This window comes from Bradyrhizobium sp. SZCCHNR1002 (genome assembly GCF_032381435.1).
Taxonomy (GTDB): Bacteria; Pseudomonadota; Alphaproteobacteria; order Rhizobiales; family Xanthobacteraceae; genus Bradyrhizobium; species Bradyrhizobium aeschynomenes.
The window spans coordinates 113,669-128,203 of the sequence record NZ_JAUHIS010000002.1; the positions used below are offsets into that span (position 1 = coordinate 113,669).

At 66.2% G+C, this 14,535-nt stretch carries 11 protein-coding genes; 4 read left to right on the forward strand and 7 right to left on the reverse strand.

From position 1 onward, the window contains the following. Window positions 1-680 precede the first annotated feature (680 nt). Both QX108_RS13025 and QX108_RS13030 read right to left on the reverse strand, forming a co-directional pair. Complete coding sequence (locus QX108_RS13025) at window positions 681-1,049, reverse strand: hypothetical protein (RefSeq protein ID WP_315785405.1); 369 nt, start codon at window positions 1,047-1,049, stop codon at window positions 681-683. A 230-nt stretch (window positions 1,050-1,279) separates the two neighbouring features. Beyond that, window positions 1,280-3,025 (reverse strand): ShlB/FhaC/HecB family hemolysin secretion/activation protein, encoded by a 1,746-nt coding sequence (locus tag QX108_RS13030; protein ID WP_315785408.1) that lies wholly within the window; start codon window positions 3,023-3,025, stop codon window positions 1,280-1,282. A gap of 182 nt (window positions 3,026-3,207) precedes the next feature. Here QX108_RS13030 and QX108_RS13035 point away from each other — a divergent pair, with 182 nt between their 5' ends. Next, window positions 3,208-4,440 carry a FecR family protein gene (locus QX108_RS13035; protein ID WP_315785411.1) on the forward strand — a complete coding sequence of 411 codons (1,233 nt, stop codon included), beginning with the start codon at window positions 3,208-3,210 and terminating at the stop codon, window positions 4,438-4,440. A gap of 141 nt (window positions 4,441-4,581) precedes the next feature. Further along, window positions 4,582-7,332, forward strand: a complete 2,751-nt coding sequence (locus tag QX108_RS13040; protein WP_315785413.1) for an EAL domain-containing protein — start codon at window positions 4,582-4,584, stop codon at window positions 7,330-7,332. A gap of 262 nt (window positions 7,333-7,594) precedes the next feature. On the opposite strand, the gene QX108_RS13045 is transcribed toward QX108_RS13040, so the two are convergent. The 5 genes from QX108_RS13045 to QX108_RS13065 form a co-directional block, all read right to left on the reverse strand. Then, a complete protein-coding gene (locus QX108_RS13045) occupies window positions 7,595-8,515 on the reverse strand; it encodes a polyphosphate kinase 2 family protein (RefSeq protein ID WP_315725949.1) in 921 nt (306 codons plus the stop codon). Further along, window positions 8,512-9,228 (reverse strand): NUDIX hydrolase, encoded by a 717-nt coding sequence (locus QX108_RS13050; RefSeq protein ID WP_315785415.1) that lies wholly within the window; start codon window positions 9,226-9,228, stop codon window positions 8,512-8,514. Before QX108_RS13050 ends, QX108_RS13045 begins: the two co-directional genes overlap by 4 nt. A gap of 4 nt (window positions 9,229-9,232) precedes the next feature. Beyond that, the gene (locus tag QX108_RS13055) at window positions 9,233-10,246 is read right to left on the reverse strand and encodes an ABC transporter substrate-binding protein (RefSeq protein ID WP_315785416.1); all 1,014 of its coding nucleotides are present in this window, start codon (window positions 10,244-10,246) and stop codon (window positions 9,233-9,235) included. A gap of 221 nt (window positions 10,247-10,467) precedes the next feature. Continuing rightward, entirely contained in the window at window positions 10,468-11,253 is a 786-nt protein-coding gene (locus tag QX108_RS13060) for an ABC transporter permease (protein ID WP_315725943.1), read from the reverse strand. Then, window positions 11,253-12,065, reverse strand: a complete 813-nt coding sequence (locus QX108_RS13065) for an ABC transporter ATP-binding protein (RefSeq protein WP_172179724.1) — start codon at window positions 12,063-12,065, stop codon at window positions 11,253-11,255. The genes QX108_RS13060 and QX108_RS13065 overlap by 1 nt, the downstream gene beginning before the upstream one ends. A gap of 119 nt (window positions 12,066-12,184) precedes the next feature. On the opposite strand from QX108_RS13065, the gene QX108_RS13070 reads away from it, so the two are divergent. Then, window positions 12,185-12,976 carry an ABC transporter ATP-binding protein gene (locus tag QX108_RS13070; RefSeq protein ID WP_315785419.1) on the forward strand — a complete coding sequence of 264 codons (792 nt, stop codon included), beginning with the start codon at window positions 12,185-12,187 and terminating at the stop codon, window positions 12,974-12,976. Further along, window positions 12,973-14,529, forward strand: coding sequence for an ABC transporter permease/substrate-binding protein (locus QX108_RS13075; RefSeq protein WP_315785421.1), 1,557 nt, complete (start codon window positions 12,973-12,975; stop codon window positions 14,527-14,529). Before QX108_RS13070 ends, QX108_RS13075 begins: the two co-directional genes overlap by 4 nt. The last annotated feature ends 6 nt before the right edge of the window (window positions 14,530-14,535 follow it).

Genomic DNA, 14,535 nt, shown 5'->3' on the forward strand with positions numbered 1-14,535 from the left:
AGCTACGTATCTCAAGAACACCGCCCGCTAATTCGAGAACCTGTCGAGACCTCTTGGGATTCCAGTTAGACTCGACAATTCCGAGGCGATCTTCGCGGCCTCATTGAAACTAGAACCTTCCACTGGAATTTCATATTTTCCGCCTCGCCCGAATTCCAAATAGATCTTGGCGCAAACAGGGTCCGTGTACTGGACAGCTCCTACTTCACTGCATTCATCGAACGAGCAACGTGCCGTCACCGTCAGCCATCGACCGCCTAAGCATCGTTTTGATATCGTCAGACGACGAGCCACCTGATCTATTTCCGCGATCCATTGGACCGTAGCTCGGAAAACAAGAATGCAAAGAATGACGACGAGGATGACAATCGCTCCGGCCGGATCTCTAGGCGCTGCAATCCCGCTCGCCAACCCTGCTATTGCAAGGACGATGAGAGTGGCGAGAAAGACGGGCGCCCATCCAGGCTTTCCCGAAACAATAGTCAGTGTTTGGATTGATTTGGGCGAGCAATCGTCGAACATTGCATGTCTAAATCGGAAGCGGACCGATTAACCTGAAGATACATCCGGTTGCCTCTTGCGCAAAGCAATCGTTGTTCCAGACGGGCTGTTTCGTTATCTAAACTGGCTTTCCTGGCTTCCGCTGTTGGCTCCAAAGCGGACGTTGGCGCTGGCATGGTCTAGAGACGCTTCCACTCCTGAACTACGATCTGAAAGTCGTCCTCATAGACAATCTTTCCCGGGTTCTTCGATCTGAGCAGGCGCACTGCGATGCCGTGCTCCTCAAGGAGGGCCGCGATTTCCCACATTTTTTTGATCGATGGTTCGGCTGTGTCCTTGAACCAAGAAACTGCTTCTGCTCCCCAGTTGCTCGTTGAGAATGGCGGACAAGGGAGATGGGCGTTTAACCACGTGTACGTGTCTTCAAGCCAAGCGTTTTGATAGGTCGCCAGTTGGCCACGGTCGCGAAGGAGCCGCGCTTCAGTGATGATACCCGTCAGCCACCTGTGATTTTCGCCATCCTTGCCGACGACAAATCGGACAAACATACAAGTCGCGCCTCCAGCGGTACAACGGGGGATCGATCCGCAAACAGCCCGCTGTCGTAGCTTACCATAAGTGAGGCTTAGCTAAGTCCGGCCTGATCATTGGCCCAAGGAACTAAGTTAAGAAACTCGTACCCGAGCAGCGGCTGTTCCAAGACCATTGTTGGCCCATGCCGGCCCTCACGGCCGGGCTGCGGGACCGTCCGCTTCCCAGGCCCAACCGGCACGAAATTTCAGATGCAGGGCCCCTGCCCGCGCTGAGGGCACAGCTTCAGCACGCTCGACAGCGTCAGCAGCAGGCGTGCGCTGCGCGTCGTGTTGTCCGGGGCGCGATAGCCGAGCGGGACGGCGACGCCGAGATCGGCGCGCCAGTCGTTCGGGAAGGTGAAGCGCACGCCGGCTCCCGCCGAGGTCAACGCCACGCCATCCGACGGACGGAAGCCGTCATTCCAGGCGAGCCCGGCGTCGAAGAAGCTGTAGAGCTGATAGCTCTTGAGATAGGCCAAGTCCGGCTTCTGCTCGAAGCGAACCTCGAAGGTTCCGGCGACGCCATTGTCGCCGCTGATCTCGGCGCTGCCATAGCCGCGGCCGTAGGACAGGCCGCCGAGATAGAATTGCTGCGAATTATACAGCCGCCCCGAGGCGAGCTGGCCGGCGCCGGCAATCTTCAGCGACCATGCCTCCGACAGCGTCTGGTAGCGTGCGAACCAGCCGTTGACGACCGAGAAGCTCGGCGACGCTCCGTTGCGCGAGGCCAGGGGATCGTCGGCCGCGGTCGCGCCGAAGGCGTTGAGACCCTGCCGGTAGGCCAGCGTCAGGTAATTGTCGCCACCGACATCATCCTTCCAGCGATAGTCCGCCGTGAGGGTCAGCGTCCGGATCCGGTCGCGATACCAGATGCCGAACACGTCGCGCTCGGTGACGTTGCTGAACGCCGCCGCGAGCGTCAGGTTCAACGTCGCGCGCTGCGACTGGACCGGTGCGATGCCGCTGCGCAGCTCGAACGTCTCCGTCACCGTGTTGTCGTTGAAGAGCCGCCTCCTGTCGCCCGGCCGCACCTCGCTGTACAGCGCGGACGCGCCGATGTGAGCGCCATCAATGCCGACCGGCACGTCATAGGACAGCCGCCCGAACGCGAGCTGGCGCGGATCGCCGGGGGTCGTCGACAGGTTGGCAGTGAGCGTATCGCCCGGCAACAGGTAGGAGTTGAACGCGGCGGTGGCGTAGCTCTGCCATGGGCCGACGGTGGATGAGCCGAGATTGTCGACACCGGCAAAGCCATAGACGTGCCAGGTCTTGAGATCGAGCACAAGGCGGAAGCGGCCGGTGGTGCCGCCGATCTCCTCCAGCGCGGAATCGGCGAGGCGGATGCCGCCGCGGCTGTTGATCAGCAGCAGCTGCCGTTCGAGCGTCGCAAGCCGCGACGGATGCTCGGCCAGCACGGGCGCGAGCATCGGGCGGATGCCGAACTCCTCCGCCCCCTCGCCCTTCAGGCTGACGTCGGTGATGCTGCCCTCGATGACCTGGATCCGCACCCGGCCGCCGCTGATGTCCTGCGCGGGCACGATCGCACGGCTGAGATGGAATCCTGCGGCGCGGTACTGGTCGCTGACCGCAGCCGCGATGTCGGCGAGGTCGGCCTGCGACACCGGTTTGCCAAGATAGGGTTGATAGGCCGCCGCGAGCTGATCGGCCGGCAGCGCCGAGGCCCCCGTCAGCGTCACGCCGCGCAGGGTGAACAAAGGCTTGCGGTCCCCCGCGCTCTTCTGCGTCTCGAACTGCGGCGCGCGCGGCCGTGGCGGCGCCGGCTGCGCGGGGCGCGACTGCTCGTCGAACACCCGCTCGGTCTGACGCGGATCGAAGCTCGGCTGGCTGACCTGCTGTGCCTGAGCGGCGCCGGCGACCCAGACGGCGGACAAACAGACCGACGTGACGAGGGCGGTTCGGCGGAACCCGAGCAGAGCGTGCCGTGCGGGCATACCGGCACGCCGGTCCGCAGGACTTTCCTTTCCCTCGACACGACGAGCACGCATGCCTCGTTCTTAGTTTGTTAAGGTCAATGAAGTGTAAATGCGTGAAGAAAACCGAGCCGCAACTCCTAAGGGTCTCTTGAAACATTTCGATTAGTTTCAAGGGCCATCCACGACGCGAGCTCGCCGCCATGCCATCCAAGCGCTTCCTGATACCGGGACTGATCGCGTGCCTCATCGGCGCGACGCCTGCTGCAAGCGCAGCCGACGGCGATCCATGGTTGGTGAACAAGTCGTCGGGCGATGTCTGGGTCACGAGCCCTGGCGCATCCCAGGTGTCGCTCGGCCCGGACGACGCGCTGAAGCCCGGCGATACGATCCGCACCGGTCCGACCGGGCGCGTGCGCCTGACGCGCGGCGCCGAGACGATGGTGATCGCGCCGAACTCGGAGGTCGGCCTGCCGACGGCGGCCAGGGACGGCATGGCGACGACCATCCTGCAGCGCGCCGGCTCGATCCTGCTCGATGTCGAGAAGCGCAACGTGCAGCATTTCGAGGTCGAAACACCCTATCTGGCCGCCGTTGTGAAGGGGACGCAGTTCAGCGTCACCATCTCCGGCCGCAGCACCAAGGTCGAGGTCAGCCGCGGCCAGGTGCAGGTGTCCGACTTCAAGACCGGCCAGATCGCGCAGGTCATGCCCGGCCAGGCCGCCACGACCTTCAACACCGGCCGATCCGGTCTCAGCCTGTCCGGCGCCGGCAGCTTCAGCCCGATCGAGCAGGGGCGCCCCCGCGCGCCGACGATCGACCGGGTTCCGGTGCCGCGCGATGGCCTGCATGCGCCGCGCGAGGCCAAGGGGAGCGTGATCCACGCGCTGAACAGCAACGGCCCGGCGATCCGTCCGGGCGCATCGACGCCGTCACCGCAACGCTCCGCCACCACAACCGTCGGCGCACGTCCGAACGTCGTGCGGATCTCGAGCTCGATCGGCGAGGTCAATCTCAACATCCAGAAGGCCACACGCGGCCTCGCCCACGGCACGCATTCCGCCGGCGGCGGCGGACGCAGCACCGCCTGGAGCGATGCCAGAGGCGGCAGCGGCAATTCGACCAGCAGCACAGCGGCGAGCGGCACGTCGGGAGATTCCTCCGTGGCAGCCGCTGTCACTGCGGCAGTCGGCTCGCCGAGCGGCTCCGCCAGCGCCAATGCCGCCAGCAATGGCAACGGCGGCAACGGGAACGGCAACAACGGGAACGGCAGCAGCAACAACAGCGGGAATGGCAACAGCGGTAACGGGAACAGCGGTCACGGGAACAGCGGCAACAGCGGCAATAGCGGCAATGGCAATAGCGGCAATGGCAACAGCGGCCATGGCAACAGCGGCCGCGGCAACGCCTATGCCTATGGCCACGGCAAGGATTGATGGGACCGTTTCGAGCGCGACGTCACGCATCGGTCCACGACGCGACTGCGGGGCGGCTGACGACACTGCGGGCGAGGGCAGATTGAGTTTGGGATCGCGAACGCGGGCATAGGCCTGGCGCGCGGATATTCGGGAGGGGGCATGTTCAGGCGGTTCATGCCGCATATTCTGGTGGTGGTGACGCTGCTGACGGTCGGCCTGTCCGGCTGCTACGAGCTGCTGAGCCATACACTCGTCGACCTGCGTTTCCGCCTCGACAGCCGTCCCGCCAGCGGCGAGATCGCGGTGGTCGCGATCGATCCGCGCTCGCTCGAGGCCATCGGCGTCTGGCCTTGGCCGCGCACCGCCCACGCCCGCCTGCTGGAACAGCTGCAGCGCGCCGGCGCGCGCGACGTCGCCTTCGACGTGGATTTCAGCGCGCCGTCCGACGCGGCGTCCGATCAGGCTTTCGCGGCGGCGCTGCAGAACGCCAAGGGCTCGGTCGTGCTGCCGATCTTCAAGCAGCTCAATACGACGGGAAAAGAGGCCGGCATTCACGTCAACCGGCCGTTGACGCAGTTCGAGCAGCTGGCATGGACGGCGCTCGTCAACATCGAGGTCGCGCGCGACGGCCGCGTCCGAAGCTACGCCTTCGGGGACCGCGACGACAAAACCTTCCTGCAGTCGATGGGCGCCTTTCTCGCCGGCAGCAACGCGACCACGGATACGTCCTTCCTGGTCGACTACGGCATCGATCCGTCGTCGCTGCCCAAGGTGTCGTATGTCGACGTGCTCCGTGGCGACGAATCGGCGCTGGCGAAGCTCAAGGACAAGCGGGTGATCGTCGGCGCGACCGCGATCGAGCTCGGCGACTATTACAGCGTACCCAACGGCCGCGTGCTGCCAGGCGTCGTGCTGCAGGCGTTGGCGGCCGAATCCATCATTCAGCATCGCACCCTGCTGTCGACATCGATGACGGCGACCGTGGCTGGCCTGCTGCTGATCGTGATGACCATGCTGTTGAGCTGGCGCTATCTCTCGGCGGCGCGGCGCGCCCTGCTGATCGCAATGATCAGCATCGGCATCGAGGCCGTCGCCGTGCTGCTGCACGCGCGCTACGCGCTGACGTTCGACACCTCACTGTTGCAGATCGCGCTGGTCGCCTATCTCGCAACGACGGCCCTCGACGAGATCGACTTTCGCGGTCTGCTGCGGCACGTGGCGGAGAGCCGCTTCGAGCGGATCGCGATGTCGATCGGCGACGGGCTGGTATGCACCGATCAGGACAAGCGGATCACGGTGTGGAATCCGGGCGCGGTCGCGATCTTCGGCTACGGCCCCGACGAGATCATCGGCCAGCCCTTCGCACGCCTGCGCGCCGACGGCAGCGAGACCGGCGAGCTGTTCCCGCAACAGGAGGCCGCACTGCCTGCAACCTTGCTGCCCGGCGGCGCGACGGTCGAGTTCGACGGCCGCCGCAAGGATGGCGAAGTGTTTCCGGTCGAAGCCAGCTTCTCAGCCTGGCAGGGCGCCGATGGCCTGCAATATGGCGTGATCCTGCGCGACATCTCGGTGCGCAAGCGCGAGGCCGCGCGCATCCGCTATCTCGCCGAGTACGATACTCTGACGGCGCTGATCAACCGCAACACGTTGCAGGCCGAACTTGCCGGCATGATCGCGGCCGCGGATGCCGCCTCCGACCGCGTGGTGCTGCTGGTGATCGGGCTCGATGCCTTCCAGCACATCAACGACATGCTCGGCCACAGCTTCGGCGACCGTGTCCTGCGGGCGGCGGCCGAGCGGCTCCGCGGTGAGATCGGCAGCATGGGCCGCGTCGCCCGGCTCAGCGGCGACGAGTTCGCCGTGGCCATTCCCTGCTCGGCCATCGGCGGCACCGTGGCCGAGCTCGCCGAGCATCTGTCACACCTGTTCGAGGCTCCGCTGGAAGCAGGCGGACGTCAGCAGCGCGTCAAGGTCAGCCTCGGCGTCGCGGTGCATCCCGAGGGCGGGCACACGGCAGACGAGCTGCTCAGCAACGCCCACCTCGCTTTGTGCCGGGCCAAGACCGACGCGCGTGGCAGTCACGTGATCTTCGAGAGCGCGATTCGCCGCGAGATCGAGCAGCGGCTGACGCTCGAGGCCGAGCTTGCGCTGGCGGTCGAACGAGACGAATTCGAGCTGTTCTACCAGCCGCAAGTCGACCTGCTCAGCGGCCGCGTCATCGGCGCCGAGGCGCTGATCCGGTGGCGCCATCCGACGCGCGGGCTCGTGCCGCCAGGCGATTTCATTCCCGTCGTCAACACCTCGCCGCTCTCCGAGGCCGTCGCGACCTGGGTCATGACGACCGCCTGCCGGCAGGCGCGCGCGTGGCAGCTCGCCGGCCATGAGATCCGCGTCGGCGTCAACCTGTCGCCGTCGCAGTTCCAGTCCGGCGACCTCGCGGCCTCCGTCAGCAAGCTGCTCACCGTGACCGGCCTGTCGCCGCGTCTGCTGGAGCTCGAGGTCACCGAGGACATCCTGCTGCACGACGAACCGGGCGTGCTGCAGACGTTCAACCGGCTGCAGGCACTCGGCGTCAGCCTGGTGTTCGACGATTTCGGCACCGGCTATGCGAGCCTCAGCTATCTCAAGAAGTTCCCGCTCGACGGCCTGAAGATCGACCGCTCCTTCGTGCGCGACGTGCTGACGGAATCCGACGACGCCGCCATCGTCGGCTCGACGGTGAGCCTCAGCAAGCAGCTCGGGCTCTCGGTGATCGCCGAAGGCATCGAGAACGCTGCGACGGCGGAATTCCTGCTGCGCCTCGGCTGCGAGCACGGCCAGGGCTATCATTTCGGCAAGCCGATGCCGGCGGCGGATTTCACGCAGCGGTTTCTGCAGGTGGATGACACGCGACGGGCGGGCGCGGCGTGAGGTGAGGTTGCGGGAGCGAGCGGCTGAGCATGATCCCTCATGCTCGCCTCCAACTGATTTGAGCCGCCTTCTCCTCCGTCATTCCGGGGCGCGCGCAGCGCGAGCCCGGAATCCATAGCCACACGCGGTCGTTGGTGCCGAACTCGCTGTTGCGGGGATCTTGCCTCCTCGCAGGCGATCGGGGTTATGGATTCCGGGCTCGCGCTGCGCGCGCCCCGGAATGACGAACGAGTGCGCTTCTCGCTTCAGCCCGCCCTCCCCCTCAGCCCTTCTTCCCGCCCTTGCCCTCGTTCTCCAGCGCCTTGCGCACCGCCTTGAACTCGTCGAGCGAGGCGCGATCGACGCGCGGGAAATGCAGATCGAGGCTTTCGAGCGCGGCGACGATGGTCGAGCCGATCACGACGCGCGCAAACCATTTGTGGTCGGCGGGCACGACGTACCACGGCGCAAACGGCGTCGAGGTGTGCCGGACGATGTCCTGATAGACCGCCTGGTAGCGCTGCCACTTGGCGCGCTCGGTCACGTCGCCCATCGAGAACTTCCAGTTCTTCGCAGGCTGCTCCAGCCGGTCGAGGAAGCGCTCGCGCTGCTCCTCCTTGGAGATGTTGAGGAAGAACTTCAGGATCACGGTGCCGTTGCGCGTGAGGTAGCGCTCGAAGGCGGAGATGTCCTCGAAGCGCTCGCGCCAGATGGTCTTGGTGACGAGCCTCGGCGGCAGCTTCTCGGCCTTGAGGATCTCCGGATGCACGCGCGTGACCAGGCATTCCTCGTAGTAGGAGCGGTTGAAGATGCCGATGCGGCCACGCTCCGGCAGCGCGATGGCGCTGCGCCACATGAAGTCGTGGTCGAGCTCCTTGGAGGTCGGCTGCTTGAACGAGGTCACCTCGCAGCCCTGCGGATTGACGCCCTCGAAGATGCTCTTGATGGCGCTGTCCTTGCCTGAGGCGTCCATGCCCTGCAGCAGCACCAGCACCGACCAGCGGTCCTGGGCGTAGAGCTTCTCCTGGAAGTCGGCGAGCCGCTTGCGGTTCTCCTCGATGATCGCCTCGCCCTCTTCCTTGTCGAGGCCGCCCTTCACCTTCGTCTTGTGCGACTTGAGGTGAAACTTGTGGCCGCCATCGATCCGGAACGGCGAGATGAACGGATCCAGCTCACGGGCAAGCGGGCGCGCTGTCTTGCTCATCGGGACGTCTCTCCGGCGTTGAACTGCGTTTCGAGAAAGGCGGTGACGAAGCGCGGCATCGCCGCCGTCAGATCGTCCCGGCTTCGAACGAGCTGGATCGCCGAGAGTTCCGGCTCGTCCTGCGCCGCGAGGTTGGCCTCGATCCGGCGTTGCAGGACATCGCCCGTCTCGGGCGCATCGAGCACGCGCATCATCGCGATCGACGCGCCGGTCACGACGCAGTCCCAATGCGGCGACGCGCGATAGTCCGCCGGCGTGAGCCCGGTCTCCTCCTCGACCTCGCGCGCGACATTGGCGGCGAGATCGAGCGTGCCGCCATCGACATCGGCGAGATCCGGCGTGCCCGCCGGAAAATACAGCCGCCCCGCATTGGCCGTGTGCGCGCCCATCTCGCCGAGCACGAAGGCGCCGTCGGCCGCGCGCAGCGCGCCCATGCCGAAGCCGTTGAAGGCGGTGCGATCGGGAAAGCCCCAGTCGCGCCAGGCCAGCAGGCTGGCGAAATCGGTCTCGAAATAGCTCGCCGAGAACTGGCCGTTGTGGAAGCGAGCATCACGCCCGAGCAGGATGCGTCCGTTCCACAGGCCGGGCTTCTCGCGCTGCCGCTCGGCGAAATGCGCCGCGATCTCGTCGCGGCGCGCTTGCGCAAACGGCCAGTCCCACGGCTCGACCTTGAGATCGAGCGCGGTGACGCGGTGGATGACGACGTCGGTCATCCTCTTATTTTACGCCCTTGGCCTGCTCGACGAACTTGTTGGTGAAGGTCTTGCTGACGTCGATGTTGGCCTTGGCGACGTCGGGCGAGCCGGTCGAGAACACCGCGAGCACGGCGTCGGCGCCCTTCGGGTCCATCTTGCCGGTCTGCGAGTACATCGGGATCGTGTTCTTCAGCGCGGCGAGATAGAGCGCCTTGTCCTTGCCGACCAGTTCCTCCGGCATTTTCGCCATGATCTCCTCCGGCGTATGCGAATGGATCCAACCCAGCGTCGCCACGATGGCGTTGGTCAGGGCCTGCGCCTCCTTGTCGTGGCCGGAGATCCAGGCCACGGTCGAATACAGCGCGCCGCCGGGATATTCGCCGCCGAACACCTCCAGCGTGTCGTGCTGGGTGCGGGTGTCGCTGAGGATCTTGAGGTCCGGATGCTTGCCCTGCAGCACGGTAACCGAGGGGTCGAGCATCACGGCCGCGTCGATCTGGCCCTGCTCCATCGCCGCCACCGCGGTGGCGCCGAGGCCGACGCCGATCACGGCGGTCGAGGTGGGATCGACGCCGTTCTTCTTCAGCATGTACTTCAGGAAGAAGTCGGTCGAGGAGCCCGGCGCGCTGACGCCGACCTTCTTGCCGGCGAGATCCTTGATCGAGCTGATCTCCTTGTTGTGCGACGGTGCCACGACCAGCACGAGACCGGGATAGCGGTCGTACACGACGAAGGACTGCATCTCCTGCTTCTTGGCCGCGAGATTGACGCAGTGATCGAAATAGCCGGACACGACATCGGCGCTGCCGCCGAGCACGGCCTTCAGCGCATCCGAGCCGCCCTTGAGGTCGACCAGCTCGACGTCGAGCCCGGCCTTCTCATATTCGCCGAGCTGCTTGGCCAGCACCGTCGGCAGATAGCACAGGCAGGCGCCGCCGCCGACCGCGATCGTCACCTTGGTGGCAGCCGAGGCGAAACCGGTGCTCAGCGAAAGCGCCAGCAGCGCGCCGGTGACCCGGCCGATGATCTTGTTCATGTGTTTCCTCCGTTCTGTCGTTGGTCAGATTAGGCGTGTTGATGTGGCTTTAGAAGGCCGCGCTACCCACCGCCGTCGTCCCGGCGAACGCCCGGACCCATAACCCCAGGGAGAGGTTTGGGGCACACGGGACGACCCGTCTTTTCCAACCGCGATATCACGCGGTATGGGTCCCGGCGTTCGCCGGGACGACGGCGGAGGATGTGGGAGCACCGCGCCCCTCATCGCCCATCCGCCGCATCAGGCCGCCACACCAGCAGCCTGCGCTCCACCAGCGTGACGCAGATGTCGATCAGGATCACGAACGCCGACAGCACGAACATGCCGGCGAACACGCCGGCGACGTCGAAGATGCCTTCGGCCTGCTGGATGAGATAGCCGAGGCCGGCGGCCGAGCCGAGATATTCGCCGACGACGGCGCCGACCACGGCGAAACCGACGGAGGTGTGCAGCGAGGAGAACATCCAGGACAGCGCCGACGGCCAATAGACGTGGCGCATCAGCTGCCGCTCGCTCATCCCCAGCATGCGCGCGTTGTCGCGCACCACCGGCGAGACCTCCTTCACGCCCTGATAGACGTTGAAGAACACGATGAAGAAGACGAGCGTGACGCCGAGCGCGACCTTCGACCAGATCCCCAAACCCAGCCACAGCGTGAAGATCGGCGCCAGCACCACGCGCGGCAGCGCGTTGGCCATCTTGACGTAGGGATCGAACACGGCGGCGACCAGCGGCTTGCGCGCGAACCAGAAGCCGACCAGCACGCCTCCGAGCGAGCCGATCGCGAACGCCAGGATCGACTCCCACAGCGTGATCGCGAGATGCTTCCAGATCGAACCGGTCGCGAACCATTTGACGACCTGGGCAAACACGTCGACGGGGTTGGAGAAGAAGAACGGCGGCAGCAGGACGCGGCCGAACACCGGCACGGTGGCAAGGAACTGCCACAACGCGATCGCGACCACGGCGACGAGCAATTGCAGCGCGAGCAGGCCGAGACGCGACATCACACCGCCTCCGCCTGCTTGTAGGTCTTCTCGACCTCGGCCTTCAGCGTCTGCCAGATCTCGCGATGAAGCTCGTGGAACTCGTGCTTCATGCGCACCTCGAAGATGTCGCGCGGGCGCGGCAGGGTCACGCGCCAGTCACCGATGATGCGCGAGGCAGGGCCTGCCGACATGATGACGACGCGGTCGGCGAGTGCGATCGCCTCCTCGAGATCATGCGTGACGAACAGCACCGCCTTGCGATCGGCGTTCCAGAGGTCGAGCAGCAGATTGCCCATGATCTGCCGGGTCTGCGCGTCGAGCGGGCCGAACGGCTCGTCCATCAGGATGATGCGGGGATTGCGGATCAGCACCTGGGCGAGGCCGACGCGCTTGCGCTGACCGCCCGACAGCATGTGCGGATAGCGGTTGCCGAAGGCGCCGAGGCCGACCGAGGTCAGCCATTGCTGCGCCTTGGCCGTGGCCTCGGCCGACGGCGTGCCGGCGACCTCGAGCCCGATGGCGACGTTCTCCAGCGCCGTCTTCCACGGGAACAGCGCATCGGCCTGGAACAGATAGCCGGCGTCGCGATTGAGGCCGGCCAGCGGCTGGCCGAAGATGCGCACGTGGCCTGCGGCCGGCTTCAGCAGCCCGGCGGCGACGTTGAGAAGCGTGGACTTGCCGCAGCCGGTCGGCCCGACGATGGCGACGAACTCACCGTCGGCGACGGCGAGATCGGCGGTCTCCACGGCGGTATAGGTGCGCCCGCCGGCGAGACGGAATGCGACCGTGGTCCCGTCCAGCGAAACCGCGGCGGCCGTTGACTGCGTCACGTCCAAGTTCCTCCCCGAAAATGGCCGGGACGGCTTAGCCGCTTGCGCGGTGAAGTTCAACGCACCGCCCGGACGTGCTAGGTCAGTCCGAGCCGAGGCCCCCCGCCCCGAAAGGCCGCATGCCGCGCACGCCCCTCATCACCTATGGCACCGTCCGCAAGAGCTTCCCCGGCACCACGGGCGCCGTGACGGCGGTGGACGACGTCTCGCTCGATATCGCCGAGGGCGAGTTCCTGGCCATCGTCGGCGGCTCCGGCTCCGGCAAGACCACTCTGCTGCGGCTGACCAACCGGCTGATCGCGCCGGACAGCGGCACGATCCGCATCGCCGGCGAGGATATCGGCCATCTCGAACCGGTCGCCTTGCGGCGCCGCATCGGCAATGTCTTCCAGAACGGCGCGCTGTTTCCACACATGACGGTTGCCGCCAACATCGGCATCACCCCCAGGCTGCTGGGCACGCCGACCCACGAGATCGCCTCGCGGGTCGGCGAGCTGCTCGACCTCGTCCAGCTCGACCGCACGGCGCATCGCGACCGCCTGCCGGACGAGCTCTCCGGAGGTCAGCGCCAGCGCGTCGGGGTTGCCCGCGCGCTCGCCGCGCGGCCGCGCATCGTGCTGATGGACGAGCCGTTTGGCGCGCTCGATCCACTGACGCGCGATACGCTCGGTCAAGACTATCGCGCGCTGCATGACCAGCTCGCACTGACCACCGTGATGATCACGCACGACATCACCGAGGCGCTGCTGCTGGCCGACCGCGTTGCCGTGATGCGCGGCGGTCGGCTCATCGAGGTCGGCACGCCCGCGGAGCTTGCCGCCAGCCGCGAGCCGTACGTCACGGAGCTGATGACGACGCCGCGCCGGCAGGCCGCGCGGCTCGCAGACCTGCTGCCCGAGAGCAGCACATGAGCCTGTTGTCCGATCCGCGCGTTGCCGAGGCGCTGTCGCATCTCGCCGATTATCTCGGCAGCCATCTGCGTGTCAGCATCGCTGCCCTGGCGCTGGGCCTGATCGTCAGCTTTCCACTCGCGCTCGTCGCCCGCAACCGCCCCGCGCTGCGCAATCTTCTGCTGGGACTCGCCAGTGTCGTGCAGACGGTCCCCGGACTGGCGCTGCTCGCGCTGTTCTATCCGCTGCTGCTGGCGCTCGCCGCGCTGAGCGTGCGCTGGTTCGGGCTGTCGTTCTCGGCGTTCGGCTTCCTGCCGGCGGTGCTGGCGCTGGCGCTGTATTCGATGCTGCCGGTGCTGCGCAACACCATCACCGGGCTCAACGGCGTCGATGCCGGCCTGATCGAGGCCGCCAAGGGCGTCGGCATGACCGAGCGCCAGGCGCTGAGGATGGTCGAGCTGCCGCTGGCGCTGCCGGTGATCATGGCCGGCATCCGCACTGCCGCGGTCTGGGTGATCGGCACCGCGACGTTATCGACGCCGATCGGCCAGACCTCGCTCGGCAACTACATCTTTGCCGGACTGCAGACCCAGAACTGGGTGCTGGTCGTGTTCGGCTGCGTCGCCGCCGCCGTGCTGGCGCTCGTTGTCGACCAGTTGCTGGCGCTGATCGAGCACGGCTTGCGCAGGCGCAGCCGCGTTCGCGTCGGGCTGGGGACCGCGACCATCGCGCTGATGGTCGGCCTCAGTCTGCTGCCTTCGCTGGCCGGCAGCTCGGCGCGCTACGTCATCGGTGCAAAAACCTTCACCGAACAATATGTGCTCTCGGCCCTGATCAGCGACCGGATGCAGGCGGCGGGACTATCGGCGGCCACGCGCGCCGGGCTCGGCTCCAGCGTCATCTATGGTGCGCTCAAGAGCGGCGACATCGACCTCTATGTCGAGTATTCCGGCACGCTATGGGCGAACCAGTTTCACCACAAGGAGCAACTGCCGCGCGCCGCACTGCTCGCGGCGTTGAAACAGGATCTTGCGAAGGACAAGGTCACCCTGCTCGGCGAGCTCGGCTTCGAGAATGCCTACGCGCTGGTGATGCCGCGCAAGAAGGCCGAGGCGCTCGGCATCCGCTCGATCGAAGATCTCGCCCGCCACACGCGCGAGATGTCGATCGCCGGCGACTACGAGTTCTTCTCCCGCCCCGAATGGGCCGCCTTGCGCGATGCCTATGGGCTCACCTTCCGCGCCCAGCGCCAGATGCAGCCTGACTTCATGTATGCTGCGGTGGCCTCGGGCGAGGTCGACGTCATCGCCGGCTACACCAGCGACGGGCTGATCGCCAAATACGATCTCGTCGTGCTCGACGATCCCAAGCAGGCCATCCCGCCCTATGACGCGATCCTGCTGCTGTCGCCGCAGCGCGCCGATGATCGCGCGCTGCAGGATGTACTGCGCCCGCTGCTCGGCCGCATCGACATCGCGACGATGCAGCAGGCGAATCTGCGCGCGTCGGGCAGCGATGCGGAGTCCTCGCCGCAGGCCGTGGCGCGCTGGTTGTGGAGCAAGATTGCGAAGTAGAGCCGT

Bases quoted from the DNA above. Each gene is read 5' to 3' on its own strand.
- QX108_RS13025 (WP_315785405.1), bottom strand. From the start codon at position 1,049: ATGTTTGTCCGATTTGTCGTCGGCAAGGATGGCGAAAATCACAGGTGG.
- QX108_RS13030 (WP_315785408.1), bottom strand. From the start codon at position 3,025: ATGCCCGCACGGCACGCTCTGCTCGGGTTCCGCCGAACCGCCCTCGTC.
- QX108_RS13035 (WP_315785411.1), top strand. From the start codon at position 3,208: ATGCCATCCAAGCGCTTCCTGATACCGGGACTGATCGCGTGCCTCATC.
- QX108_RS13040 (WP_315785413.1), top strand. From the start codon at position 4,582: ATGTTCAGGCGGTTCATGCCGCATATTCTGGTGGTGGTGACGCTGCTG.
- QX108_RS13045 (WP_315725949.1), bottom strand. From the start codon at position 8,515: ATGAGCAAGACAGCGCGCCCGCTTGCCCGTGAGCTGGATCCGTTCATC.
- QX108_RS13050 (WP_315785415.1), bottom strand. From the start codon at position 9,228: ATGACCGACGTCGTCATCCACCGCGTCACCGCGCTCGATCTCAAGGTC.
- QX108_RS13055 (WP_315785416.1), bottom strand. From the start codon at position 10,246: ATGAACAAGATCATCGGCCGGGTCACCGGCGCGCTGCTGGCGCTTTCG.
- QX108_RS13060 (WP_315725943.1), bottom strand. From the start codon at position 11,253: ATGTCGCGTCTCGGCCTGCTCGCGCTGCAATTGCTCGTCGCCGTGGTC.
- QX108_RS13070 (WP_315785419.1), top strand. From the start codon at position 12,185: ATGCCGCGCACGCCCCTCATCACCTATGGCACCGTCCGCAAGAGCTTC.
- QX108_RS13075 (WP_315785421.1), top strand. From the start codon at position 12,973: ATGAGCCTGTTGTCCGATCCGCGCGTTGCCGAGGCGCTGTCGCATCTC.